Source organism: Janthinobacterium sp. C22, from assembly GCF_057919405.1.
This window is the reverse complement of the sequence record NZ_CP193659.1, coordinates 5,575,138-5,600,615: the sequence shown is the minus strand read 5'-3', so window position 1 is coordinate 5,600,615 and position 25,478 is coordinate 5,575,138. Positions and strand designations below refer to the sequence as shown.

The following is a 25,478-nucleotide window of genomic DNA, read 5'->3' as shown; positions in this document are numbered from 1 at the left end:
GGGTCCTCAGATGCCGGCCGCGTTGTCGAGGTCAGGATTCTGGCCTTCGCGGTGGTGGCGGCGGAACAGCGGCGATTTCTGGTCCCACGACGCCTGGTAGGTTTCCGAAAACACGGATAATCCTTTCAGCGCGTCATGGATGCTGCGGTCCGGACGTGTCGCATACGCATCGAAGCCGACCCTGTGCATGGAAAACAGCTGGTCGCGCAGCACGTCGCCGATGGCGCGCAATTCACCCTGGAAACCCAGGCGGGCGCGCAGGTTGAAGGCGATGGAATAGCCGCGGCCGTCCGTGAATTTCGGGAAGTCCACGCCGATGACGGGCAGTTGCGCCACATCGGCCGCCAGCTCTTCCGGCCGCTCGTCGCTGGCCAGCCAGACGCCGATGTCGGGCAGGCGGGCCGCCAGGGTTTCGCGCTGGGCTTGCCACACGGGCAGCGGCACGATGACCTTGCCTGCAGGCACGACCACCGTTTCCGGCGTGTCCGTCTCATCGAGGCGCAGCAAGCCCCAGGTATTCGGCACCACGGCGGCGTTCTTGATGATTTCTTCGCGTACTTCAAACATATTCGTCTTCTCCCACCAGGTTGCCGACCGTGATCGGCGTTGCATATACGTGTTCCTTGAACGGCGCCAGGCCCAGGCGCTGGGCCGTATCGACGAAGCGCTCGCCTTCGTGGCGGTCGCGCACGTAGACGTGCAGCAGGCGGCCGATGACTTCAGGCATCTGCAGGGAAGAGAACGATGGTCCGATGATCTTGCCGATGGCCGCGTTGTTGCCTTGCGCGCCGCCAATCGACACTTGATACCATTCGCTGCCATCCTTGTCGACGCCGAGGATGCCGATGCTGCCCACGTGATGGTGGCCGCAGGCATTGATGCAGCCGGAAATATTCAGTTCGATCTCGCCGATGTCGTGCTGGAAGTCGATGCTGTCGAAGCGTTCCGCGATGGCGGCCGCGATCGGCAGCGACTTGGCGTTGGCCAGCGAGCAGAAATCGCCGCCCGGGCAGCAGATCATGTCCGTCAGCAAACCGATGTTCGGCGTGGCCAGGCCGTGCGCCTTGGCTTCCTGCCACAGTGCGAACAGTTTCGACTGTTCCACGTCGGCCAGCACCAGGTTTTGCTCGTGCGTCACGCGCAGTTCGCCAAAGCTGTAGCGGTCGGCCAGGTCGGCCACGAAGTCGATCTGCTCGGCCGTCGCGTCGCCCGGCGGCACGCCGGTTTTCTTCAGGGACAGTACCACGGCCACGTAGCCGGGGCGCTGGTGCGGCTTGACGTTGCGCGCCAGCCAATTTACATAGGCCTTGTTGTCCGCGTGTTCGGCCTGGTAATCGAGTTCTGGCAGGGCAAGGTAGGCGGGCGGATTGAAGAAGTCCGCCACGCGCTGCATTTCCTCGGCCGTCAAGGTTTCCGGGCCATCCTTCAAGTCGACCCATTCGGCTTCCACCTGGCGCGTGAATTCTTCCACGCCGATGGCCTTCAACAGGATCTTGATGCGCGCCTTGTATTTGTTGTCGCGGCGGCCGTGCAAGTTGTACACGCGCATGATCGCCTGGATATACGTGAGCAAGTGCTGCCATGGCAGGAAGTCACGCACGACGCTGCCCAGGATCGGCGTGCGGCCCATGCCGCCGCCCGCCATCACCTTGAAGCCCACTTCGCCGGCTTCGTTGCGCACGGCCGTCAGACCGATGTCGTGCACGGCGATGGCGGCGCGGTCTTCCTCGGCGCCATTGATGGCGACCTTGAATTTGCGGGGCAGGGCGATGAACTCGGGGTGGAAGGTGCTCCACTGGCGCAACACTTCCGCGTACGGGCGCGGATCGATGATTTCATCGGCGGCGACGCCGGCGAACGGGTCCGATGTTGTATTACGGATACAGTTGCCGGAGGTCTGGATCGCGTGCATTTCCACGGAAGCGAGGTCCGTCAGGATGTCGGGCGTTTGTTCCAGCTCAATCCAGTTGAACTGGATGTTCTGGCGCGTCGTGAAGTGGCCATAGCCGCGGTCGTACTTGCGCGCGATGTGCGCGAACATGCGCATCTGCTTCGCCGACAGCAAGCCGTACGGTACGGCGATGCGCAGCATGTAGGCATGGCGTTGCATATACAGGCCGTTTTGCAGGCGCAGCGGAATGAATTCCTCTTCCGTCAGTTCATTGGCGATACGGCGCGCAACCTGGTCTCGGTACTGGGCGATGCGTTCTTTGATGATGAGGTGGTCGTACTGATCGTAATGGTACATATCAATTCCTAAAAAAGCCGGGGTGCTGGAAGACTGCCTGGGATGATGTTCTTGATACTGCTCTTGTCACATGGTCGGTCATTAATAGATTAGCTTTACTGCCACGCCGGTCAAGGTCATCGCCAGCAGTACTCTTAAAAACTTTTCCGGCACGGAGCGGGCGACCCAGGAACCGAGCGTGATGCCGGGCAGGGAGCCGACCAGCAAGGAAGCCAGCAATTCCCAGTGGATGGAGCCGAGCCACCAGTGGCCCAGTGCGGCGATGGCCGTCAGGGGCACGGCGTAGGCGATGTCGGTGCCCGCCACTTCAGCCGAGCTCATGCGTGGATACAGCATCACCAGCAAGGTTGCGCCGATGGCGCCGGCGCCGATTGACGACACCGTCACCAGCACGCCCAGCACGGCGCCGGCGATGATGGTCGCAGCGGCAAGCTTGTTGCCTTGCAATTGTTTCTCAGGGTGGGCATTAATCCAAGCCAGCATGCGGCCCTTGAAAATGAGCGCCACGACGGTCAGCAGCACGGAGCCGGCGATCGAGTAACGGATGATCTGGCCGATTTGCGGCGACAGGGTGCCGAACGATTTCAGCGCCAGGGTCGCGACGACGGCGGCGGGCAGGGCGCCGATGCACAGGCGCTTGACGATATCCCAGCGGATGGTGCCGCGCAGGCGGTGCGTCAGCGTGCCGGCGCTCTTGGTGATCGAGGCGAACGCCAGGTCGGTGCCCACCGCCACGGAAGGCGGTACGCCAAACAGCAGGGTTAACAGCGGCGTCATCAGCGAACCGCCGCCCACGCCGGTCATTCCTACCAGTAATCCTACGGCAAATCCTGAGACTATATAAGACAAAGTCATGCTTGCACCCCCAAAGTACCCGCAATAGTAATAAACTTAGTGTTTAATCCAAACTACTAAGTACGCATTTGCTTATATGCGATATGCGTATATGCATGCATGCAAAATCATGGGTAGGGCGGAAACTCGGCAAATCACGGCAATCTAGGGCAAACCAGCAATGAATCTCCATCAACTGCGCTTCGTGCGCGAAGCGGTCCGGCAGAACTATAACCTGACGGACGCCGCCAAGGCCTTGTTTACGTCGCAACCGGGCGTATCGAAAGCCATCATCGAGCTGGAGGAAGAGCTGGGCGTGGATATTTTTACGCGCCACGGCAAGCGCATCCGCGGCCTGACGGAGCCCGGCCGTCTGGTGCTGGAGTCGGTCGAGCTGATCATGCAGGAAATCGACAGCATGAAGCGCATCGGCAAGGAATTCGCGGCGCAGGACAGCGGCAGCTTCACCATTGCCACCACGCATACGCAGGCGCGCTACACCTTGCCCAAGGTGGTGCAAGCGTTCATGCTGAAGTTCCCCAAGGTCAGATTGTCTTTACTGCAAGGAAATCCGCGCCAGATCGCCGAGATGGTGCAGCGCGACCAGGCGGATCTCGCCATCGCCACGGAATCGATCGCCGCCATCGATGGTTTAATTACCTTGCCATGCTATCAATGGGAGCATGTGGTGGTGGTGCCCCTCGATCATCCGCTGCTCAAATCGAAGTCCGTGACCCTGGAAGAAATCGCCGCCTTCCCCCTGATTACCTATGACAGCGCGTTTGCCGGACGCAACAAGATCGACCATGCTTTCGTGCTGCGCGGCCTGAAGCCGGACATCTTGCTGGAAGCCATAGACGCCGACGTGATCAAGACTTATGTCGAGTTGGGCATGGGGATTGGTATCATAGCGGGTATGGCCTTCGATGCCGAGCGCGACAAAGGCTTGCGCGCCATCCCTGTCGGCCACCTGTTCGGCATGAATGTGTCGCGCGTGGCCGTCAAGCAGGGCGCGTATTTGCGCAGCTATATCTATACCTTTATCGAGTTGCTGACGCCGACCTTGAACCGCAAGCTCATCGAGCAGGCGATGAGCGGTGATAAAGAGCACTACGAACTATAACAATGCAGGAAGTCGGCCGGGCGAGGTGCCTGGCCAAGATTATTTAAGAAGAGAAGAAACAATGATTACCGATCAGCTTGCCAAATATTACGCCACCATCGCGCAGCAGTACGAGCGCGTCTATGACAAGCCCGAACGCCAGGAAGACCTGGAAGTGTTGCGCGACAAGGTCGCCGACGTGCTGGAAGGCCACACCGTGCTGGAACTGGCCTGCGGTACCGGCTACTGGACGGAAGTGGTCGCCGAGTCGGCCGAGTCCGTGCTGGCCACCGATATCAACGATGAAATGCTGGCGCTGGCCCAAAAGCGCGGCTTGCCCGACAACGTCACCTTTGCCAAGCTCGACGCTTTCAACTTGCCCGATGACATGCTGGGCAAGTTCACGGCCGTGTTCGCGGGCTTCTGGTGGTCGCACGTCAAGCGCGAAGACCAGGACAAATACCTGAAGCAATTGCGCAGCAAGCTGGGCAAGGACATCCTGCTGGTGCTGATCGACAATTCCTATGTCGATGGCAGCAGCACGGTCATCGCGCGCACCGACCTGGAGGGCAATACCCACCAGTTCCGCACGACGGATGGGGGCGAGCGCTATGAAGTGCTGAAGAATTTCCCGTCGGATAGCCATCTGCGCAAGAAGTTTGCCCACTCGGCCCGCGAAATCCGCATGAAGCGCCTGGAATACTACTGGCTGCTGAGCTGCCGTCTGAAATAAGGCCGGCACGGCAAGACAAACCGCCTGCGGGCGGTTTTTTCGTCTGTTGTTTTTATCTGACAAGATGTTGTTCCAAAAAACAACATCTTGTCGATGTCATATTGTTGAAGTATTTCGTGGGCATGATTCGGTTCAGCAGCTCAGCAGCAGCTCATCTTGTCCAACCTAATGTAGAGATTCTCAAGTGAAAAAAATTACTCTGGCAGCATTGATCGTCGGCACCTTCGCAGCAGCTACGGCGCAAGCACAATCGAACGTCACCGTCTATGGTCTGGTTGACCTCGGTATCGCCAAGACCACTGGCCAGCCGACGGTACAACGCGAAAACAATGCATCGCGCCTCGGTTTCAAGGGTACGGAAGATCTGGGTGGCGGCCTGTCCGCAATTTTCAACCTGGAAAGTGAATTCCTGGCCGACACCGGCGCGCAAAAAGGCGTGCTGTTCGACCGTCAAGCCTACGTGGGCTTGAAAGGCGCTTTCGGTACCGCCATCCTGGGCCGCACCAAGAACCTGGTCGATGGCACCATCGCCCGCGTCGACCCATTCAACACCTACGGCGTGGTCGGCAAGAACAATGAAACCCTGCTGCGTTCGGGTGTCGGCACGTCGCGCGTCAACAATGCCGTGACCTACAACAGCCCAAGCTTTGACGGTTTCGTGGGCAGCCTGCAATATGTGCTGAGCGAAGTCAACAGCGCTGACGCCGGCGTGATCGGCCTGGCAACCTACGACAATGGTCCGATCAGCCTGCACGCCGGCTACGAGAAAGCCGTGCAGGCAACGGCTACGGCAGCCAAGGCTGACCTGTGGTCCATCGGTGGCGGCTATAAATTCGGCCCAGCCAAGATCACGGCCGCCTACTCGAAAGGCGACACCAAGGTTGCCACGACTGGCGAATTCAAGTCCTACCTGGTCGGCCTGAACTACACGGTGGGCGGCGGCGATGCCAAAGTGTCGTATGGCAAGCAAGAACAGAGCAACAACAAGTTCAAGGATCAGGACACCATCAAGGAATTCGGCGTCGGCTATGACTATCACCTGTCGAAGCGCACCGACGTGTACGCTTACGCTGGCCGCGAGCGCGTCAAGTCGCTGACCTCGTACCAGATTGGTCTGGCACACAAATTCTAAGCATCGTTCGATGTGACGAAGCAAAGGCGCCTGCGGGCGCCTTTTTATTGCATCGCCGCGGTTGCCGCTTCTGCCTGCATGGGCAGCGAGATGTCGATGCGTGTGCCGCCCAGCTCGCTATCGGCACCGATATGGATGCTGCCGTTCAAGCCCCACACCCGTTCGCGCATGCCCAGCAAGCCCAGTGCCGTGGCTTTTTCCATGTCGTGTTCGGCAATGCCGCGGCCGTCATCCTGGATGGTGATCGCCAGCGAGGAATCGATGCGGTGCAGGGCGATGGTGATGTGGCTGGCCTCGGCATGGCGCGCGATATTCGTCAGCGCTTCCTGCACGATGCGGTAGATGGCCGTGCTGCGCGCATCGTCGAGCACGAGGTCGGCCTCGTCGGCCAGCAAATCGAAATGGATGGCGCGGCGCAGCAGGAAGTCGTGGCGCAGTTTTTGCAGTGCAAAATACAATCCCCCTTCATCGAGCGCGCGCGGGCGCAGGTTGCTGGCGATGCGCCGCAGCGAGGTGATGGCCGTCACCAGCAAACCGTCCATGCTGTGCAGCAAGGCTTGCAGGGGCGCGGTGGTGTCCGTGTGCTGGCGCACCAGGGTCAGGTCGACGCGCAAGGTGGCAAGCAATTGCCCCAGGTCATCATGCAGTTCGCGCGCGATATGCTTGCGTTCTTCTTCGCGGATGGTTTGCAGCGCGCTCGACAATTCACGCAGTTGCGAAAAGGAGCGGGCCAGCTGTTCATGCATCTGCTGACGCGCCGTAATGTCGCGCACGATGATGGTAAATACGCTATGGCCATCTTCCTGCATGGCCGAGAGCGATCCTTCGAGGGGAAACATGACTCCATCGCTGCGCCGTCCCGTCAAGGTGTAGTCGGTGGCGCGCCGGCCCGTCAGGCGCAGTTCCTGGCTGATGTCGCCAAACGGCGGCTCGCCATCGTGCTTGCCCAGGCCACCCAGGGTACGCAAGTCGCGCAGGATGTAGTGGCCCAGGCGCATGCCGCGCATGCCGGCCGGCGTGTCGTCGAACAATCTGGCCGCCGCCGCGTTCGCATGCAGGATGATTTGCCGGCTGTCGATGCTGATGATGGCGTCGCTGGCGCTGTCGATGATGGCCTGGCCGCGTGCCTGCTGTTGCCGGCGGGCTTTCAGTGGGGGAAACAAGCACAGCAAAAGCGCCGCCGCCATACCCAGCGGCAAGATGCGCAGCAGTGCGGGACTGCCTCGGTCGGGCATGGGGTTCTCCTTGCGAACGTGTACGAAGGCAGGCAAGACGGTGCTGGGAGGTTGGACTTTATCTAGCCTATGCCTGCTGGCGCGGCGCGGCTTGATGTGGCGCAGGAAGGGGAAAGGAAGAGATCAAGGCGCCGCACCGGCCTGGGCCGGGCGGCGGCGAGCGATTTACATTTGCTTGAACAGATGCAGGAAGCTGCGGCTGACTTCGAGCTTGTCGGATTTGCCTTTGATGAGTACCAGGTGGCGGCCGCGGATGTCGCGCGTCACGCCTTCGATGGCATTCACGTTGACCAGGGTGGCGCGGTGGATTTGCCAGAACAGCGAAGGATCGAGCTCTTCGGCAAGGTCGCGTACGGGCTTGCGGATCAGCGCTTCATACTTGGCCGTCTGTACGCACGTGTATTTCTCGTCAGAACGGAAGAACAAAATCTCTTCCACGGGGATCATGCGCAAGTCCTGGCCGATGCTGGCCTGTATCCATTGCAAGTAAGTGGGCTTGGCCGTGATTTTCTCCGCCAGTTGCGACAGCATGGCCGTGACGCTGCTGTTGACGTCCAGGGCCGGCTTGTTCAAGTGTGTTTTCAGGCGCTCTACCGTCACCAGCAAGCGCTCATGCTCGGGCGGTTTGAGCACGTAGTCGACGGCGCCCCGCTCGAAGGCTTCGACGGCATGGCTATCATAGGCCGTGACGAAGACGATATGCGTCTTGCTGCCTATTACTTGCGCCGCTTCCATGCCCGTCTTGCCCGGCATGCGGATATCGAGGAAGGCAAAGTCCGGCTTGAGTTGTTCCACCAGTTCGATCGCTTCGTCGCCATTCTTGGCTTCGCCGATGATTTCCAGTTCAGGCCAGGCCTGGCCCAGGCGCAGGCGCAGCTGGTCGCGCATCAGTCTTTCGTCGTCGGCAATAATAGCGGTAGGCATAGGTCTCAAGTGTGAACAGGCGAAGATTGATTATTCAATGATTTAGCGTTTTTATCAACTGTCTTATTTGGACAATTGATATGGCACTTCGATCACCGCACACACGCCGGACGGTTGATTTGGCGTAATGGTCAGGCTGCCCTGGTCGCCATGCAGCAGCTTCAGGCGTTCGCGGATGGTGGGCAAACCCAGTCCCGTGCCATCGCTGGGTACCACGCCAAAGCCGAGGCCGTCGTCGGTGACCGTCACGCGCAGCTTGCTGTGCGCCACTTCGGCCACGATGCGCAGGGTGCCGCCTTCCGGTTTGACTTCCAGACCGTGCTTGATGGCATTTTCCACCATTGATTGCAGCATCATGGGCGGGAAGGCGGCGCTGCGCAGGCCGTCGGGAATCTGGAAATCGACGGTCAGGCGTTCTTCCATGCGCATTTTGAGCAGGTTCAAGTACGCTTGCACCATGTCCGCTTCACGGCCCAGGTTGGTAATCAGGGCGTTGTCGCGCATTTGCGGCAGCACGGCGCGCAGATACTGGATCAGGCTGCGCTGCATCTTGGCCGCGCGCGGCGGGTCAACCTGGATCAGGTGTTCGACGGAGGCAAGCGTATTGAACAGGAAGTGCGGCTCGACTTGCGCCTGCATCATCTGCATCTTCGCTTCGCTGAGCTGGCGCTGCATGGATTCGCGCTCGGCCGCTTCGTTGGCCGTGACGGTTTCCGCTTCGGCGCGTTTCTTGCCGCCGACCAGGGCCTTCATGGCGAACAGGGCCAATACCAGCAGGGAGACAAAGCTCTTGAACCAGGTCGAGGCTTGCTGGTGATAGCGCGACACCTTTTGCTCCGCCGCATCATCGACGGCTTCTTCGATGGCATTCGACAACTCTTCGCCGATTTGTGGCGGTAATTCAATATGGACTTCTTCCCCCGAAGCATTGGTGGTCACCGGATAGTTGGGCTTGGCAGGGGCGGCTGGTGGTTGCGGCGGTTCCGGCGGCACGGCACTGGCTTTTGCATCCGCCTCGGCGGCATCGGCTGGATCGCTGGCCGCCTCGGCCGTGCTGCTGCGCCGGTTCTTGCCGTTGCGGGGATTGAAATGGATGCCCGTATCGTCGATCAGGATATTGGTTTCCCCCGAGCTCTTGCTGCTGCGTTTATGCGACTTGATGACCACTTCTTCGTCCGGGCTGGACGAGAACAGCTCATCTTGCAAAATGGAACCGGCAATCAGAGCCAGTGCAGCGAACAGGAAGAATTTCCACCAAGACAACTGAGTAACCCAGGTCGTCGTCGCGTCGAATGCCCGTTGCAACCAAGCGAGGATGGTTTTCAACAATTGGGGCAGGCTGGAAATCGGAAGCATGGGGGCACTTTCAAGTACAAGAGTTAATCGACGCAGCAGGCAAGTTTAACCCCTTGTTGAGTAGCGTCAGAGTCTGATGTTGCCACTGTGCCTAAAGACCACGAACTACGCCAGCCGATTGCGACAGGCTGCACAAAAAGGCGCTTGAAGTGAAGACTATGCTTGCTGGGCGGCGAGGGCGGGAAAATAGCGCTTGCGGGCCGCGCGGGGCAGGGCTATAATTCGCCCCCTCGCTGAACGACGCATGCAAATGCTGAGTACGGTGAGAAAAAGAAGGAGTTGACGGATGTAGTGAAATGCTTCATACTCTTCCTTCTTCGCAGCTGACAAACACAACGCTTTGTCGATAGCGCGAAAGTAGCACCGAATACCGTTCTTTAACAATTAACAGTCGATAAGTGTGGGCATTTGATGTAAGTGCAGCGCTGCGCAAGCAGTGTAAAACTTAAAATATCAAATGTTCACGAATAAATAAATGAAATAGGACGCTTCGTAAGAAGTGGCCTGTCAGTTGTTTTTGAAGTGAGCGACCCGTCAGCAATGACGGTGCCTGTAAAAGGGCAAAGTAACAGAGATTAAACTGAAGAGTTTGATCCTGGCTCAGATTGAACGCTGGCGGCATGCCTTACACATGCAAGTCGAACGGCAGCACGGAGCTTGCTCTGGTGGCGAGTGGCGAACGGGTGAGTAATATATCGGAACGTACCCTGGAGTGGGGGATAACGTAGCGAAAGTTACGCTAATACCGCATACGATCTACGGATGAAAGTGGGGGATCGCAAGACCTCATGCTCGTGGAGCGGCCGATATCTGATTAGCTAGTTGGTAGGGTAAAAGCCTACCAAGGCATCGATCAGTAGCTGGTCTGAGAGGACGACCAGCCACACTGGAACTGAGACACGGTCCAGACTCCTACGGGAGGCAGCAGTGGGGAATTTTGGACAATGGGCGAAAGCCTGATCCAGCAATGCCGCGTGAGTGAAGAAGGCCTTCGGGTTGTAAAGCTCTTTTGTCAGGGAAGAAACGGTGAGGGCTAATATCCCTTGCTAATGACGGTACCTGAAGAATAAGCACCGGCTAACTACGTGCCAGCAGCCGCGGTAATACGTAGGGTGCAAGCGTTAATCGGAATTACTGGGCGTAAAGCGTGCGCAGGCGGTTTTGTAAGTCTGATGTGAAATCCCCGGGCTCAACCTGGGAATTGCATTGGAGACTGCAAGGCTAGAATCTGGCAGAGGGGGTAGAATTCCACGTGTAGCAGTGAAATGCGTAGATATGTGGAGGAACACCGATGGCGAAGGCAGCCCCCTGGGTCAAGATTGACGCTCATGCACGAAAGCGTGGGGAGCAAACAGGATTAGATACCCTGGTAGTCCACGCCCTAAACGATGTCTACTAGTTGTCGGGTCTTAATTGACTTGGTAACGCAGCTAACGCGTGAAGTAGACCGCCTGGGGAGTACGGTCGCAAGATTAAAACTCAAAGGAATTGACGGGGACCCGCACAAGCGGTGGATGATGTGGATTAATTCGATGCAACGCGAAAAACCTTACCTACCCTTGACATGGCTGGAATCCTTGAGAGATCAGGGAGTGCTCGAAAGAGAACCAGTACACAGGTGCTGCATGGCTGTCGTCAGCTCGTGTCGTGAGATGTTGGGTTAAGTCCCGCAACGAGCGCAACCCTTGTCATTAGTTGCTACGAAAGGGCACTCTAATGAGACTGCCGGTGACAAACCGGAGGAAGGTGGGGATGACGTCAAGTCCTCATGGCCCTTATGGGTAGGGCTTCACACGTCATACAATGGTACATACAGAGCGCCGCCAACCCGCGAGGGGGAGCTAATCGCAGAAAGTGTATCGTAGTCCGGATTGTAGTCTGCAACTCGACTGCATGAAGTTGGAATCGCTAGTAATCGCGGATCAGCATGTCGCGGTGAATACGTTCCCGGGTCTTGTACACACCGCCCGTCACACCATGGGAGCGGGTTTTACCAGAAGTAGGTAGCTTAACCGTAAGGAGGGCGCTTACCACGGTAGGATTCGTGACTGGGGTGAAGTCGTAACAAGGTAGCCGTATCGGAAGGTGCGGCTGGATCACCTCCTTTCTAGAGTTTGCACGAATCAGTAATGATTCACGCATCAAATGTTCACACTTATCGGCTGTTTAATTAAGAAGAAACAGTAGTCGTAGTAGCACCGCGTTGGGGCTGTAGCTCAGCTGGTTAGAGCACCGTGTTGATAACGCGGGGGTCGTTGGTTCGAGTCCAACCAGCCCTACCAGTAAAAACAAACCCGGGGGTAAGGTGGACACTAGTCCAGCCAGACCTACCAGTATGTAATACCCACAGGGGGATTAGCTCAGCTGGGAGAGCACCTGCTTTGCAAGCAGGGGGTCGTCGGTTCGATCCCGTCATCCTCCACCACGTTTTACCGAAAGTGCAAACGTAAGCCAGTCAGGTTTAGGTTTGATCTTTTAGCGATCAAAGCTGTTTCGTTCTTTAACAATCTGGAAGAAGTAAAGATTATTTATTGATCGGTTTGCCGTAACAAGCGAATCGATGGGTAATGATTGTATGTATCAACAAACAAGCAACAACGTTGTACTTTCTTATCCCTGTAGCGCTCTTTGATTACCTAGTGATCAGAGGCTAACGTTATAGGGACAAGCGAATAAGTGCACATGGTGGATGCCTTGGCGATTACAGGCGATGAAGGACGTAGTAGCTTGCGATAAGCTGCGGGGAGTGAGCAAACACACTTTGATCCGCAGATTTCCGAATGGGGCAACCCACCCTTTTAGGGTATTGCATACTGAATACATAGGTATGCAAGGCGAACGCGGCGAACTGAAACATCTAAGTAGCTGCAGGAAAAGAAATCAACCGAGATTCCCAAAGTAGCGGCGAGCGAAATGGGAAGAGCCTGTACGTGATAGTCGGACCGATAACAGAATCCCCTGGAAATGGGAGCCATAGTGGGTGATAGCCCCGTATGTGAAATCGGACCGGTGGTACTAAGCGTACGACAAGTAGGGCGGGACACGTGACATCCTGTCTGAATATGGGGGGACCATCCTCCAAGGCTAAATACTCGTAATCGACCGATAGTGAACCAGTACCGTGAGGGAAAGGCGAAAAGAACCCCGGAAGGGGAGTGAAATAGATCCTGAAACCGTGTGCATACAAACAGTAGGAGCGGACTTGTTCCGTGACTGCGTACCTTTTGTATAATGGGTCAGCGACTTACATTCAGTGGCAAGGTTAACCAGATAGGGAAGCCGTAGAGAAATCGAGTCCGAATAGGGCGATCAGTCGCTGGGTGTAGACCCGAAACCAAGTGATCTACTCATGGCCAGGATGAAGGTGCGGTAACACGCCCTGGAGGTCCGAACCCACTAATGTTGAAAAATTAGGGGATGAGCTGTGGGTAGGGGTGAAAGGCTAAACAAACTTGGAAATAGCTGGTTCTCTCCGAAAACTATTTAGGTAGTGCCTCAAGTATCACCATCGGGGGTAGAGCACTGTTATGGCTAGGGGGTCATTGCGACTTACCAAACCATTGCAAACTCCGAATACCGATGAGTGCGAGCTTGGGAGACAGACGTCGGGTGCTAACGTCCGGCGTCAAGAGGGAAACAACCCAGACCGCCAGCTAAGGTCCCAAAGATTGGCTAAGTGGAAAACGAAGTGGGAAGGCTAAAACAGTCAGGATGTTGGCTTAGAAGCAGCCATCATTTAAAGAAAGCGTAATAGCTCACTGATCGAGTCGTCCTGCGCGGAAGATGTAACGGGGCTAAGCCAGTCACCGAAGCTGCGGATATCCTTTATTGGATATGGTAGGAGAGCGTTCTGTAAGCCTGCGAAGGTGTCTTGTAAAGGATGCTGGAGGTATCAGAAGTGCGAATGCTGACATGAGTAGCGATAATGGGGGTGAAAAGCCTCCACGCCGTAAGCCCAAGGTTTCCTGTTCAACGTTCATCGGAGCAGGGTGAGTCGGCCCCTAAGGCGAGGCAGAGATGCGTAGCTGATGGGAAGCAGGTTAATATTCCTGCACCGTCGTATGATGCGATGGGGGGACGGATCGCGGAAGGTTGTCTGACTGTTGGAATAGTCAGTTTCTGTCTCATAGAAGGCGCTTAGGCAAATCCGGGCGCGGAATTCAAGGGGATGGGACGAGTGAACTTGTTCACGAAGCAATCGGAAGTGGTTCCAAGAAAAGCCTCTAAGCTTCAGTCATACGAGACCGTACCGCAAACCGACACAGGTGGGCGAGATGAGTATTCTAAGGCGCTTGAGAGAACTCGGGAGAAGGAACTCGGCAAATTGGTACCGTAACTTCGGGAAAAGGTACGCCCCGGTAGCTTGATTGGTTTACTCCATGAGGGTGAAAGGGTTGCAATAAACTGGTGGCTGCGACTGTTTAATAAAAACACAGCACTCTGCAAACACGAAAGTGGACGTATAGGGTGTGACGCCTGCCCGGTGCTGGAAGATTAAATGATGGGGTGCAAGCTCTTGATTGAAGTCCCAGTAAACGGCGGCCGTAACTATAACGGTCCTAAGGTAGCGAAATTCCTTGTCGGGTAAGTTCCGACCTGCACGAATGGCGTAACGATGGCCACACTGTCTCCTCCCGAGACTCAGCGAAGTTGAAATGTTTGTGATGATGCAATCTACCCGCGGCTAGACGGAAAGACCCCATGAACCTTTACTGTAGCTTTGCATTGGACTTTGAACCAATCTGTGTAGGATAGGTGGGAGGCTTTGAAGCGGGGACGCTAGTTCTCGTGGAGCCAACCTTGAAATACCACCCTGGTTTGTTTGAGGTTCTAACCTTGGTCCGTTATCCGGATCGGGGACAGTGCATGGTAGGCAGTTTGACTGGGGCGGTCTCCTCCTAAAGTGTAACGGAGGAGTTCGAAGGTACGCTAGATACGGTCGGACATCGTGTTGATAGTGCAATGGCATAAGCGTGCTTAACTGCGAGACTGACAAGTCGAGCAGGTACGAAAGTAGGACATAGTGATCCGGTGGTTCTGTATGGAAGGGCCATCGCTCAACGGATAAAAGGTACTCTGGGGATAACAGGCTGATTCCTCCCAAGAGTTCATATCGACGGGGGAGTTTGGCACCTCGATGTCGGCTCATCACATCCTGGGGCTGTAGCCGGTCCCAAGGGTATGGCTGTTCGCCATTTAAAGTGGTACGTGAGCTGGGTTTAAAACGTCGTGAGACAGTTTGGTCCCTATCTGCCGTGGGCGTTGGAAATTTGAAGGGGGCTGCTCCTAGTACGAGAGGACCGGAGTGGACGAACCTCTGGTGTACCGGTTGTCACGCCAGTGGCATTGCCGGGTAGCTAAGTTCGGAAGAGATAACCGCTGAAAGCATCTAAGCGGGAAACTTGCCTTGAGATGAGATTTCCCAGAGCCTTGAGCTCTTTGAAGGGTCGTTCGAGACCAGGACGTTGATAGGCTGGGTGTGGAAGTGCAGTAATGCATTAAGCTAACCAGTACTAATTGCCCGTACGGCTTGTCCCTATAACCTTAGCAGGTACAGAGGATAAGAAAGTACATGTTGCGAAGTTGTTGATCGCAATCATTACCCAAAATTCTAAATAATCCGCTTCTTCCAGATTCATGGCTTTGTCGCTCCACTGAGGACAAATGCCGGTACAAGTTATGCCTGATGACCATAGCAAGTTGGTCCCACCCCTTCCCATCCCGAACAGGACCGTGAAACAACTTTGCGCCGATGATAGTGCTGCAACCAGTGTGAAAGTAGGTTATCGTCAGGCTTGTTATTCGAAAAAACCCCCATCGGTGATCCGGTGGGGGTTTTTTTACGTCCGCGGCTTTTATCTAGGCCAGCGATTGCCGGGTTTTTGAAAGGGATATCTTGTCTGCTGTGCATACACTGGAGCAATTACGTGCTGGCCAACTGGCCGGCGTGCGCCGCCTGAAGCTGTCGTGCGGCTTGACGGCATTCCCCCGCGAAATCTTCGAGCTGGCCGACAGCCTGGAAATCCTCGACTTGTCCGGCAACGCGCTGTCTTCGCTGCCCGACGAGCTGCCGCGCCTGCACAAGCTGCGCATCATTTTTTGCTCCGATAACCTGTTCACCACCTTGCCGGCCGTGCTCGGTGCTTGTCCTGCGCTGGAAATGATCGGTTTCAAGGCGAACCGGATTCGCCACGTACCCGCCACCGCCTTGCCACCCAAGTTGCGCTGGCTGACCCTGACCGATAACGCCATCGAGTGCCTGCCGGATGAACTGGGCAAGTGCGGACAACTACAGAAACTCATGTTGGCGGGAAATTGCCTGAGCCACTTGCCCGCCAGCTTGGCCAATTGCCGCCGGCTGGAACTGGTGCGCATCGCCGCCAACCGCTTCACGGCGCTGCCCGACTGCCTGCTGGCCTTGCCGCGTCTGGGCTGGCTCGCGTATGCGGGCAATCCCTGCACGGAGGCGCCGGAACTGGCGGCCCTGGCCGCTACGGAGGCTGCGGGCGTGGCGTGGCAGCGCCTGGAACTGGCGCAACAGCTGGGCGAGGGCGCGTCGGGCGTGATTTACCGCGCCCGCCTCGATGGTGTTGAGGATGTTGCCGTCAAAGTGTTCAAGGGGGCGATGACCAGCGACGGCTTGCCGCGCAGCGAAATGGCGGCTTGTGTCGGGGCCGGCGCCCATCCGGGCCTGATTCCCATCCTCGGGACGCTCGATGCGCATCCGCAAGGGGCGCTGGGACTCGTCATGCCGCTGATCGACGTTGCCTACCGCAACCTCGCCGGGCCGCCCAGCCTGTCATCATGCACGCGTGACGTGTATGCCGAGGGCGTGCGCTTTGATGCACCGCAAGCCTTGGCCATTGCCCACGGCATTGCCTCGGCCGTGCGCCAGCTGCATGCGCACGGGATCGTGCATGGCGACTTGTATGCACACAACATCCTGCATGCGGACGCCGGCGCCTGCCTGCTGGGCGACTTTGGCGCGGCGTCCATGTTTGTACCAGGCTCACCGCAAGGGGAGTTGCTGCAGGGTATAGAGGCGCGGGCCTTTGGCGTGCTGCTGGGCGAGCTGGTTGCGCATTGTGCGACGCCCTTGCCGGCCATGCAGGCCTTGCAGGAGGCGTGCCTGCAGCAAGAAATATCGCGGCGGCCATTGTTTGCCGAGATGGAAGGGCAACTGCTGGCAATACGCCAGGCATAAAAAATGGCGCAGCCTTCGCAGGCTGCGCCATTTTCATTTCAGGCTGGCAATCTTCAGCCAGGTAGCTGGATTTCTTTTTCCGGCAGGGCGATCTGGTTGTCGACACTGAACTGGTAATCCTTGAAGACGTGTTCGGCCGTCAGGATCTGGTATTCGCCGTTGTCCAGTTTATGCGTCGTGTCCTTCAGGCGATACGTGTAATGGCCGCAAGTCCAGCAGTTGAAGTTGCGCATGTGGGTGCACAGGCAAGTCTTGTCCATCACGACGACGGTTTTCTGTTCCGGATGGGCAGCCACTTCGCGGTTGTACGAGTTGATGTACGCGCAGTTGCCCGTCGCATCGAGCAGGTAGCCATACGATTCACAGCCTGGACGGATGCCGGCGCCGATGGCGGGCGTGTTCTTCAGCATGCGCATCGGGTAGCCGGTCGGCGAGACGCCGTTGACGATGATGTCTTCTTCCGAGGCCTTGTAATATTCCTGCTTGACCTTGTTCGGCAAGCCGCATTCCTTGGTGACGGTAAAGCGCGTCGCCACTTGCACGCCGGCCGCGCCCGCTTCCAGGAAGGAGACGGCGTCGCTGCCCGTGAAGATGCCGCCGGCGGCGATCAGCGGGATGTCCAGCTGTTCCGCCTTCAGGTAGGCCAGCAGTTCCGCCGTGATCGTGTGCAGGTCGTAATTGGCCCAGTCCATGCCGAAACCCAGGTGGCCGCCTGCCAATGGTCCTTCGACGATGATGAAGTCGGGCAAACGGTCCAGCTTGGCGTTCTTGCGCAGGAAAATCTGCAAGGCGCGCACGGACGAGACGATGATGCCCAGCTTGGCGTCACGGAAACGTGGATGGTCGGCCATCAGGGCGAACGAGCCGAAGTGCAGACCGGCGGACAGGGTGATGCCGTCGATGCCCGCGTCCAGCGCCGCATTCAGGCGCACGCGCAAGGTTTCGCGGGGGCCGTTCATGGTCAGCTTTTCCATGCAATTGACGAAGATCAAGCCATCGCCCTTTTTCGCTTCCATGGTGCGGCCGATGTGCAGGCGCTGCGCTTCCGCCAGGCGGCCCAGATCGAACTGGACCACGGCCTTGTCGCTGTTATTGATGTTGAATTTGTACAGTTTCGTCTTGTCTTTGACGAAGGTGGTGTCGAAACGGCGATCCGACACGTCTTCCACCATGGCATCGGAGATATGCCCAATACCGTTCAGCCGGGCCGCTTCCAGGGCCAGCTCCGACGTGGAAATATCCACACCCATTCCGCCTATCATGATGGGCACATATTCTTTTTTGCCAAATCGCAGGCGGAAATCATCAACACGTTTCATTGCTATCCTTAGACTACCGTGGTTATCACTGAGCCAGATGTACGGTCAAGCCCGCAGCCGGTCGGGCGTGCGGGCGCATGTAGCTGTGCGCAGCTTCAATTCTACCCCAAGCGGGCAGGCGCTCTGAGGCAGAGCTTGCCGCCATGCCGCGCGAACGCAGGCCGGAGCGTGCGCATCATTGAAATTAATCGCGGAAGTTGTTAAATTCCAGCGGCATGTCGGGCACGTCCTTGCGCAGCATGGCCATGGCCGCCTGCAGGTCGTCGCGCTTGGCGCCCGTGACGCGCACGGCTTCGCCCTGGATGCTCGCTTGCACTTTCATCTTGCTGTCCTTGATGACGCGCACGATTTTCTTGGCATCATCCGATTCGATGCCATTCTTGATCTTGATGATCTGCTTGACCTTGTCGCCGCCGATCTTCTTGATGTCGCCTTCGTCGAGGAAGCGCACATCGACCTTGCGTTTGGTCAATTTGTTCGTCAGCACGTCGCGTACCTGGCTGAGCTGGAATTCCGAGTCCGCAAATGCGGTCAATTCGTTTTCCTTGTGTTCGACGCGGGCGTCGCTGCCCTTGAAGTCGAAGCGGGTCGTGATTTCCTTGTTGGATTGCTCGACGGCATTCTTGACTTCGATCATATCGGCTTCGGAGACTACATCAAATGACGGCATGGTCTGTTCCTTTTCTTGTTAAAGCGAGCGCACGCTCGGCGCGCTGGGCCTTGGCGGCTGATTCTGCACCATGGGACGGCCCTGTTAAAGATGCGACATTTTAACGGACAACGGGCAAGTCGCCCTTGTCCTGAGGTGGTTTTTTGTCGCTTTCGCTCTATAATCGAGCAAAATTTCCCTATCCCATGCATCCAGAGCTCACCATCGAACACAATTACAACCTCCAGCGCCTGAATACCTTCGGCATCGCGGCCCATGCGGCCGCTTACGTACGCATTACTTCGCAGGCCCAGCTGCAGGCCGCGCTGCAGGATCCGGCCCTGTCCGCCATGCCGCGCCTGATACTGGGCGGCGGCAGCAACATCGTGCTTACGGGCGACTTTCCCGGCGCCGTGCTGCACATGGCCACGCGCGGCATGCGCCTGGCGCAGGCGGACTTCGAGACGATACTCGTCACGGCCGCGGCCGGCGAAAACTGGCACGATTTTGTGCAGTGGACCCTGGCGCAAGGCGTGGGCGGGCTGGAAAACCTGTCATTGATTCCCGGCACGGTGGGCGCGGCGCCTATCCAGAATATTGGCGCGTACGGCGTTGAAATCAAGGATTATCTGCATAAGGTGAGCGTCATGCACAGCGCCAGCGGCATCGTCTTCGACATGGACCGCGACGCCTGCCGCTTCGCTTACCGCGACAGCATCTTCAAGCAGGCGGAAGGCCGCGAGCTGATCGTGCTGGAAGTGACGTTTGCCTTGCCCGCCGAGTGGCGGCCGAACTTGCGCTATGCGGAACTGGCGCAGGCCGTGGCCGAGCGCAATCTTGCCGAACCGACAGCACAACAGGTGGCTGAAACGGTGATGGCGATCCGTCGGCGAAAATTGCCGGACCCGGCCGTGATCGGCAATGCGGGCAGCTTCTTCAAGAATCCCGTGGTGTCACGGGAGCAATGTCTTGCCTTGCTGGAACGCTTTCCCACCTTGGTGCATCATGCGCAGCCCGATGGCACGGAAAAGCTGGCGGCCGGCTGGTTGATAGATCAGTGCGGCTGGAAGGGGAAGAACCTGGGGCCCGCGGGAGTGTATCCCAAGCAGGCGCTGGTTCTGGTGAATAATGGCGGCGCTCGTGGCGCGGACATTACCCGGCTTGCGGAAGCGATACAGGATGATGTCGAGGCGAAATATGGCGTGCGCCTGTCGCCCGAGCCTGTGTTTGTTTGATCTTGATTAAATCCACGCTTGAAAAATGTTCAGGGCAGCGCAGCGCAGCCATGGACGTTTTCTCTGCGCGGATCAGCCAAAGTGGCAGACGTAATCGACGGTGTCGATGGTCTCGATATCAAAATAGCTATTGCCCGGGATTTTGAATTCCGTGCCCGCGCCATAGCTGTTCCACTCCGTCGCGTCGGCCAGGCGCACCTTGCACAGGCCGCTGACGATTTCCATGGTCTCCGGGGCGCCCGTGTTGAAGCGTAGCGATGACGCGAAAATCACGCCCACGCTTTTCTTCGTGCCATCGGCCAGGATGACGTTGTGCGAGACGCATTTGCCGTCAAAGTAGATATTCGACTTCTTGACGACGCTGACATTGTCCAGTTGTGTGCTCATGCTTCACTTTCCTTGCTGTTAAAAATCAGTCCCGGACGTCATCGGCGCTCAGCACGCTGTTGCGTCCGCCGCGCTTGGCCGCGTACAGGGCCTGGTCGGCGCGGTTGATCAGTTGCTCGACCGTCGAGTCCGGCGAAGGCACGACGGTGGCCACGCCGATCGAGATGGTGACGATGCCCGTGCCTGCCGCCGGGTTTTCGATCTGCAAGCCTTCCAGATGGCGCCGGCATGCTTCGGCGATCAGCAGTGCGCCGGCCGCTTCCGTTTCCGGCAGGATCAGGGCGAATTCCTCTCCCCGTAGCGGGCGGCCAGGTCGGCCGGGCGTTTCAAATGTTCCGTGAGCACCGCGGCAACTTTTTCAGGCACAGGTCGCCCGCCAGGTGGCCGAAATGGTCGTTATAGCTTTTAAAATGGTCGATATCGCAGAACAGCAGACTCAGCGGCGCCTTGTCGCGCTGGCCCCGCTGCCATTCGAAATGCAAGGTTTCATCGAAGCGGCGGCGGTTGGCGATGCCCGTCAAGCCATCGAGGGCGGCCAGTTTCTGCAATTCAATGTTCGCGTCCGCCAAGTTCTTTTGGCTTTCGCGCAGGAAACGAAAAGCCTGGTCGCGCTGCAGGCGGCTGATGTGCGCGTTGGAATGGTAGCGTATGCGCGCCAGCAGCTCCAGGCGGTCCGGCAGTTTCACCACATAATCGTTGGCGCCGACGGCAAAGCTGTGGGCCTTCAGTTTCGGGTCGTCCTTGGCCGACATCACGATCACCGGCACGTGCGCGAGCGCCTGGTTTTCGCGGTACAGCTGGATCAGGGCGAAGCCGTCGATGCCCGGCATCACCAGGTCTTGCAGGATGACGGTCGGTTGCAAACGCAGCGCCGTGTCCAGCGCCTGCGTGGCGTCGGTCACATAATGAAATTCGATATCCTGCTGGTCGCTGAGCATGCGCCGGACTGCCTCGGCAATGATCAACTGGTCGTCCACCAGCAGCACGCTGACCTTGAATTCGGTCAATGCGGGCTCATGCTGGGTGAAGCTGGAGGAGAATTCTGGCATTGCATTCTTTTCAGATGTTAGGGGAGGGCTCCCACCCATTGTTGAGTTTGGCGCCCAGGCGGCCGCGCAGGCTGGCGCCTATTCTATCCAATGGCAGGATTTGCTGCGCCGCATCGAGTTCAGCCGCCGCGCGCGGCATGCCGTACACGGCGCTGCTGGCCTGGTCTTGCGCGATCGTCGTCTTGCCTGCGCGGCGCATGGCCAGCAAGCCATCGCCGCCGTCGCGCCCCATGCCTGTGAGCAAAACGCCGATGGCGTCGCCGCGCCAGTGCTGCGCCACGCAGTTGAAGAAGACATCGACGGACGGGCGGTATACATAGTCGCGCGGTGCTGCATCGTAACCCAAACGATAATTTTGATCTAGCAGCAGGTGATCATTGGTCTTGGCGATCAGCACCGTGCCGGACACCAGTTCGTCGCCTTCGGCGATCACGCGCACGGGCATGCTGAGCTGGTCGTCCAGCCATTTGGCGAAGTGCGAGGCGAAGGTTTCATCGATATGCTGCACCACCACGATGGCGCAGCCGGGCGGCGCCGTCCAGCCGGACAGCACCTTGGCTACCGCTGACGGCCCGCCCGTCGAGGCGCCGATGGCCACCAGGGTCGATACTTGGCCGTCGCCCCGTTCGCCGCCATTGCCGTTCGCCGGGCGCGGCGGCGGTGCCTCGGCGCTGTGGCGTATCAGCTTGCCGATGGTCTTGATCTTGGCCAGCAGTTCGCTGTCGCCGCCCACTTCCCCTGCAGCACCGGCGTGGCCGTGACGTCGAGCGCGCCCGCGCCCAGCGCGCGGAAGACCTGGTTGACATTGTCCTGCGGGCGGCCCGTGACGACCAGGATGGCGCACGGACTTTGCTCCATGATCAGGCGCGTCGCTTCCACGCCATCCATCTCCGGCATGTTCAGGTCCATCAGGATCAGGTCGGGGCGGTTGCCCTCGCACATGCGCACGGCCTCGAGTCCCGTGCGGGCGATCCACAGTACCTGGTGTTCCTGCGTACTGGCGACCACCCGGCGCAGGGCCTCGGCGGCCATGGCGACATCGTTGGCAATGGCAATTTTCATGAATGACAGCTCATAAGCGGGCATCTCCTATCAGGTCGGCCACCGCGTCGAGCAAGGTCTCGTCGTGGAAGCTGCCTTTGGTCAGATAATAATCGGCGCCGGCGGACAGGCCGCGCGCGCGGTCTTCCGGACGGTCCTTGTACGAGACGATCATCACCGGCAGCTTGTGCAGGTGCAGGTCCTTCTTGATCAGCGAAACGAGTTCGATGCCATCCATGCGCGGCATGTCCACGTCGGTGATCACCAGGTCGTATTCGCCGCTGCGCACCACGTTCCAGCCGTCGATGCCGTCGATGGCCACGTCGACCTCGAAACCGCGCGCCAGCAGCAGCTTGCGCTCCATCTCGCGCACCGTCAGCGAATCGTCGACGACGAGGATGCGCTTGGCGCGGCGCTGCTGCGCGTGGCCCGCCTGCGCCAGCTGGTGCAGACCGCCTTCGTGCAGCAGCTTGTCGATCGACAGCAGCAGATCGGGCACGTCGAGGATCAGCACCGGTTCGCCGTCGTCGAGCAGGGCGGCGGCGGAAATGTCGCGCATCTTGCCGAAGATCGGATCGATGGCCTGCACCGCCAGGCTTTGCTCGCCGCGGATGGCGTCGACCACCAGTGCATAGCTTTGCTTGCCGCGGCCGATCACCACCACCGGCAAGTCCTCTGCCTGGCTGGCCGCTTCGCCCAGCTCCAGCACCTGCGCCGCCGACACCAGGCCCAGATGTTCGCCCTTGAGTTCAAAGAACTGCTTGTTTTCCAGGGTATGGATGGCCGCTTGCGGCACGCGCACCACGCTTTCCACCTTGACGATGGGGATGGCGTAGGCTTCGCCGTGCACGTCGACCACCAGCGCGCGCACGATCGACTGCGTCAGCGGCAGGGTAATCAGGGCGCGGAAACCGCGGCCCGGCTCCGACTCCAGGCGCACCGTGCCGTTTTGCTGGCGTATCGTCTCGTGCACGATGTCGAGGCCCACGCCGCGTCCGGACAATTGATTGGCCGTCGCCTTCAGGCTGAAGGCGGGCAAGAACAAAAACTCCAGCAGCTCGCCCGGCGACAGCGCGGCGGCCATGGCGGGGCTGGCCATCTTGCGCTCGATGACGGACTGGCGGATTTTTCCAGGTCGACGCCGCGCCCGTCGTCGCTGATCTCGATGCTCAGCATGCCGGCGCGGTGGCGCGCTTCCATGCGTATCGTGCCCAGCGCTTCCTTGCCCGCGTCGATGCGCTCGTACGGGCCTTCCATGCCATGGTCGATGGCATTTCTCAGCATGTGGTTCAGCGGGCTTTCGATCTTCGCCAGGATGTCGCGGTCGACCAGGGTGTCTTCGCCCTCGATTTCCAGCTGCACTTCCTTGCCCAGGCTGCGCGCCAGGTCGCGCACCATGCGGGGAAACGCGTGGATGCCGTCGCGGAAAGGGCGCATGCGCAGGGCCAGCACTTCGTCGACCATACCTTGCGAGACGGCCAGCAGACGCCGCTCATAGGTTTCGATGTCGGCGATGTGCTCGAGCATGAACTGCTTCAGCGGTTGCGTCTTTTGCAGCGCCAGCAAGGACTTTTCCATCAGGCTCGGGTCGGCCGAACGGGCGATGGCTTCGTGCAGGTGCTCGATGGCGGAAAACAGGCTGCTCTGGTTGCGCTTGAAGCGCTGCAGGGCGCCGACGAACGGGTGCATCTGGTGCGCATTGATGCGCGATTCGCTGGCCAGCGACAGCAGTTTGTCGAAGTTTTGCGCCGCCGCCTTGGCCGGTGCGGCACCCGAACGCGGCGCAGGCGCGGCCGCCGACTCAGGCTCCTCGCCCGCCAGGCCGCTGGCCACGGGAGGCTGCGGAGCGGCCGCTTCCTGCGACAAGGGTGCCGCTGCCGGCGCCGGCATGGGGGCCGGCGCCGAGGGCAGGGCCGGCAATTCGGGCAGCTCGGCGATGCCGGCGATGGCGTTCAGGGTCTGGTCGATCTGCGCCGCGTTGGCGGCCAGCCACGCTTCGGCGCCTGCGTCGTCCAGGCGCGACAGCTGCACGATCAGGTCGACGCCCGACAGCAGCACGTCGACCCGTTCCGGCGTGAGTTTCAATCGGCCATGCTGGGCGGCGACAAAGCTGTCTTCCATGCCGTGCGCCAGCTGCACCACCACTTGCAGGCCGACGATGGCTGCGGCGCCCTTGATCGAGTGCGCCGCGCGCATCATCGCCTCGACGGCCGCCGCGTCGCCCGCATGGCGCTCCATGGCAAGCAAGCCGTCGGTGAGAATCTGGGTCTGGCTGTCCGCCTCCATGCGGAACAGGTCCAGCATGGAAAAGGCACTCAGGTCGCCGTGCTGGTCCTGGCTCATCGTAGTAGTCTCGCAAGTTGAAAGCCGATCAGCGCCGTGTCGAGGCAGCCGATGCGCATGTCGCCCTCGGTGATGACGCCGGACAGAAAGCGCGACAGGCCCTTGTTGATGGTGGCCGCCGGCGCCTGCACGGCGCCCGACGCATAGCGCACGATGCCGTGCAGGTCGGCCACGGGCAGGGCGTAAGCCTGTTCTTCCCAGCGCAGCAGCAGCAGGCGCGCGAACGTGTGGCGGCCCTTGGCCGGCGGCGCGCCCTGTTCGTCGATGCCCAGCAGGTGCGCCAGCGACATGCATGGATACAGCTTGCCGCCGATATTGACGATGCCGGACAGGCCGCGCCCGCCGCGGTGCGGCAGCACGTGCGGCCTGGCTTGCGGCGCTACGGCGTCGAACACGCGCGTGGGCAGCGCCAGCCATTCGCGGCCGATGCGAAACACCAGCGCCGAGCTGTCGCGCACTTCGCCGCCCGCATCGATCTGGCGGAAGTGGCTGGCCCAGTCGCGCTGGTAGTGTGCGTCCACGGGCCGCTGCAGGTTGCGCTGGGCGGCGCCCGCGTACACGTCGCAGTTGCGGCAATGCACGTTGGCGGGCAGTCTGGGGCAGCTCTGGTCGCCGGCCACGCCGATATGGTTCCAGCAGTCGTCGATGGTTTCCAGAGTCTCGCTGGCGATGGTGGTTGTCATGCGT

The 25,478-nt window shown here is 59.1% G+C and carries 17 protein-coding genes, 2 tRNA genes, 3 rRNA genes and 2 pseudogenes; 10 read left to right on the top strand and 14 right to left on the bottom strand.

The genetic code is table 11. The features are described from left to right. Positions 1–6 precede the first annotated feature (6 nt). The 3 genes from ACRHIG_RS26230 to ACRHIG_RS26220 form a co-directional block, all read right to left on the bottom strand. Positions 7–567 carry a DUF934 domain-containing protein gene (locus ACRHIG_RS26230; protein WP_475415209.1) on the bottom strand — a complete coding sequence of 187 codons (561 nt, stop codon included), beginning with the start codon at positions 565–567 and terminating at the stop codon, positions 7–9. Further along, entirely contained in the window at positions 560–2,248 is a 1,689-nt protein-coding gene (locus tag ACRHIG_RS26225; RefSeq protein ID WP_475415210.1) for a nitrite/sulfite reductase, read from the bottom strand. Before ACRHIG_RS26225 ends, ACRHIG_RS26230 begins: the two co-directional genes overlap by 8 nt. 81 nt (positions 2,249–2,329) lie before the next feature. Continuing rightward, positions 2,330–3,103 carry a sulfite exporter TauE/SafE family protein gene (locus ACRHIG_RS26220; RefSeq protein WP_475415211.1) on the bottom strand — a complete coding sequence of 258 codons (774 nt, stop codon included), beginning with the start codon at positions 3,101–3,103 and terminating at the stop codon, positions 2,330–2,332. A gap of 160 nt (positions 3,104–3,263) precedes the next feature. Here ACRHIG_RS26220 and ACRHIG_RS26215 point away from each other — a divergent pair, with 160 nt between their 5' ends. The 3 genes from ACRHIG_RS26215 (at position 3,264) to ACRHIG_RS26205 (ending at position 6,049) form a co-directional block, all read left to right on the top strand. Further along, entirely contained in the window at positions 3,264–4,205 is a 942-nt protein-coding gene (locus ACRHIG_RS26215) for a CysB family HTH-type transcriptional regulator (RefSeq protein WP_086138738.1), read from the top strand. 61 nt (positions 4,206–4,266) lie between these two features. Next, the gene (locus ACRHIG_RS26210) at positions 4,267–4,917 is read left to right on the top strand and encodes a class I SAM-dependent methyltransferase (protein ID WP_436499149.1); all 651 of its coding nucleotides are present in this window, start codon (positions 4,267–4,269) and stop codon (positions 4,915–4,917) included. A 184-nt stretch (positions 4,918–5,101) separates the two neighbouring features. Further along, positions 5,102–6,049, top strand: coding sequence for a porin (locus ACRHIG_RS26205; protein WP_489628407.1), 948 nt, complete (start codon positions 5,102–5,104; stop codon positions 6,047–6,049). Between the two features lie 44 nt (positions 6,050–6,093). On the opposite strand, the gene ACRHIG_RS26200 is transcribed toward ACRHIG_RS26205, so the two are convergent. The 3 genes from ACRHIG_RS26200 to ACRHIG_RS26190 form a co-directional block, all read right to left on the bottom strand. Further along, positions 6,094–7,284 carry a PAS domain-containing sensor histidine kinase gene (locus tag ACRHIG_RS26200; protein ID WP_489628406.1) on the bottom strand — a complete coding sequence of 397 codons (1,191 nt, stop codon included), beginning with the start codon at positions 7,282–7,284 and terminating at the stop codon, positions 6,094–6,096. Positions 7,285–7,449: 165 nt separating this feature from the next. Next, a complete protein-coding gene (locus tag ACRHIG_RS26195) occupies positions 7,450–8,208 on the bottom strand; it encodes a LytR/AlgR family response regulator transcription factor (RefSeq protein WP_034751497.1) in 759 nt (252 codons plus the stop codon). Between the two features lie 63 nt (positions 8,209–8,271). Next, positions 8,272–9,564 carry a sensor histidine kinase gene (locus tag ACRHIG_RS26190; protein WP_489628405.1) on the bottom strand — a complete coding sequence of 431 codons (1,293 nt, stop codon included), beginning with the start codon at positions 9,562–9,564 and terminating at the stop codon, positions 8,272–8,274. A 577-nt stretch (positions 9,565–10,141) separates the two neighbouring features. On the opposite strand from ACRHIG_RS26190, the gene ACRHIG_RS26185 reads away from it, so the two are divergent. From ACRHIG_RS26185 to ACRHIG_RS26160, 6 genes are all read left to right on the top strand, one after another. Further along, a 16S ribosomal RNA gene (locus ACRHIG_RS26185) occupies positions 10,142–11,671 on the top strand. A 98-nt stretch (positions 11,672–11,769) separates the two neighbouring features. Further along, positions 11,770–11,846 (top strand) — tRNA-Ile (locus ACRHIG_RS26180). A 67-nt stretch (positions 11,847–11,913) separates the two neighbouring features. Continuing rightward, positions 11,914–11,989 (top strand) — tRNA-Ala (locus ACRHIG_RS26175). Between the two features lie 237 nt (positions 11,990–12,226). Next, a 23S ribosomal RNA gene (locus ACRHIG_RS26170) occupies positions 12,227–15,102 on the top strand. Between the two features lie 144 nt (positions 15,103–15,246). Continuing rightward, a 5S ribosomal RNA gene (gene rrf / locus ACRHIG_RS26165) occupies positions 15,247–15,359 on the top strand. The 16S, 23S and 5S rRNA genes sit together here with 2 tRNA genes alongside, the layout of an rRNA operon. A gap of 110 nt (positions 15,360–15,469) precedes the next feature. Then, the gene (locus ACRHIG_RS26160; protein ID WP_489630877.1) at positions 15,470–16,768 is read left to right on the top strand and encodes a leucine-rich repeat-containing protein kinase family protein; all 1,299 of its coding nucleotides are present in this window, start codon (positions 15,470–15,472) and stop codon (positions 16,766–16,768) included. Positions 16,769–16,821: 53 nt separating this feature from the next. Here the strand turns inward: ACRHIG_RS26160 and ACRHIG_RS26155 are convergent, their stop codons facing one another. Continuing rightward, positions 16,822–18,087 carry a nitronate monooxygenase gene (locus tag ACRHIG_RS26155; protein ID WP_475417727.1) on the bottom strand — a complete coding sequence of 422 codons (1,266 nt, stop codon included), beginning with the start codon at positions 18,085–18,087 and terminating at the stop codon, positions 16,822–16,824. A 184-nt stretch (positions 18,088–18,271) separates the two neighbouring features. Then, the gene (locus tag ACRHIG_RS26150; RefSeq protein WP_034759416.1) at positions 18,272–18,757 is read right to left on the bottom strand and encodes a YajQ family cyclic di-GMP-binding protein; all 486 of its coding nucleotides are present in this window, start codon (positions 18,755–18,757) and stop codon (positions 18,272–18,274) included. A gap of 185 nt (positions 18,758–18,942) precedes the next feature. Between ACRHIG_RS26150 and murB the strand changes: the two genes are divergently transcribed. Continuing rightward, positions 18,943–19,971: a UDP-N-acetylmuramate dehydrogenase gene (gene murB / locus ACRHIG_RS26145; protein ID WP_489628404.1), complete on the top strand. Its 1,029-nt coding sequence runs from the start codon at positions 18,943–18,945 to the stop codon at positions 19,969–19,971. Positions 19,972–20,043: 72 nt separating this feature from the next. Here the strand turns inward: murB and ppnP are convergent, their stop codons facing one another. From ppnP to ACRHIG_RS26115, 6 genes and pseudogenes are all read right to left on the bottom strand, one after another. Continuing rightward, positions 20,044–20,358, bottom strand: a complete 315-nt coding sequence (gene ppnP / locus ACRHIG_RS26140; RefSeq protein WP_489628403.1) for a pyrimidine/purine nucleoside phosphorylase — start codon at positions 20,356–20,358, stop codon at positions 20,044–20,046. 25 nt (positions 20,359–20,383) lie between these two features. Then, positions 20,384–21,407: pseudogene (locus tag ACRHIG_RS26135) on the bottom strand (diguanylate cyclase). Positions 21,408–21,417: 10 nt separating this feature from the next. Further along, positions 21,418–22,469: pseudogene (gene cheB, locus ACRHIG_RS26130) on the bottom strand (chemotaxis-specific protein-glutamate methyltransferase CheB). A 10-nt stretch (positions 22,470–22,479) separates the two neighbouring features. Further along, positions 22,480–23,547 (bottom strand): chemotaxis protein CheW, encoded by a 1,068-nt coding sequence (locus ACRHIG_RS26125; protein ID WP_489628402.1) that lies wholly within the window; start codon positions 23,545–23,547, stop codon positions 22,480–22,482. After that, positions 23,469–24,791, bottom strand: coding sequence for a chemotaxis protein CheA (locus tag ACRHIG_RS26120; protein ID WP_489628401.1), 1,323 nt, complete (start codon positions 24,789–24,791; stop codon positions 23,469–23,471). Before ACRHIG_RS26120 ends, ACRHIG_RS26125 begins: the two co-directional genes overlap by 79 nt. Then, a complete protein-coding gene (locus tag ACRHIG_RS26115; protein ID WP_475417733.1) occupies positions 24,788–25,474 on the bottom strand; it encodes a chemotaxis protein CheW in 687 nt (228 codons plus the stop codon). Before ACRHIG_RS26115 ends, ACRHIG_RS26120 begins: the two co-directional genes overlap by 4 nt. Positions 25,475–25,478 lie beyond the last annotated feature (4 nt).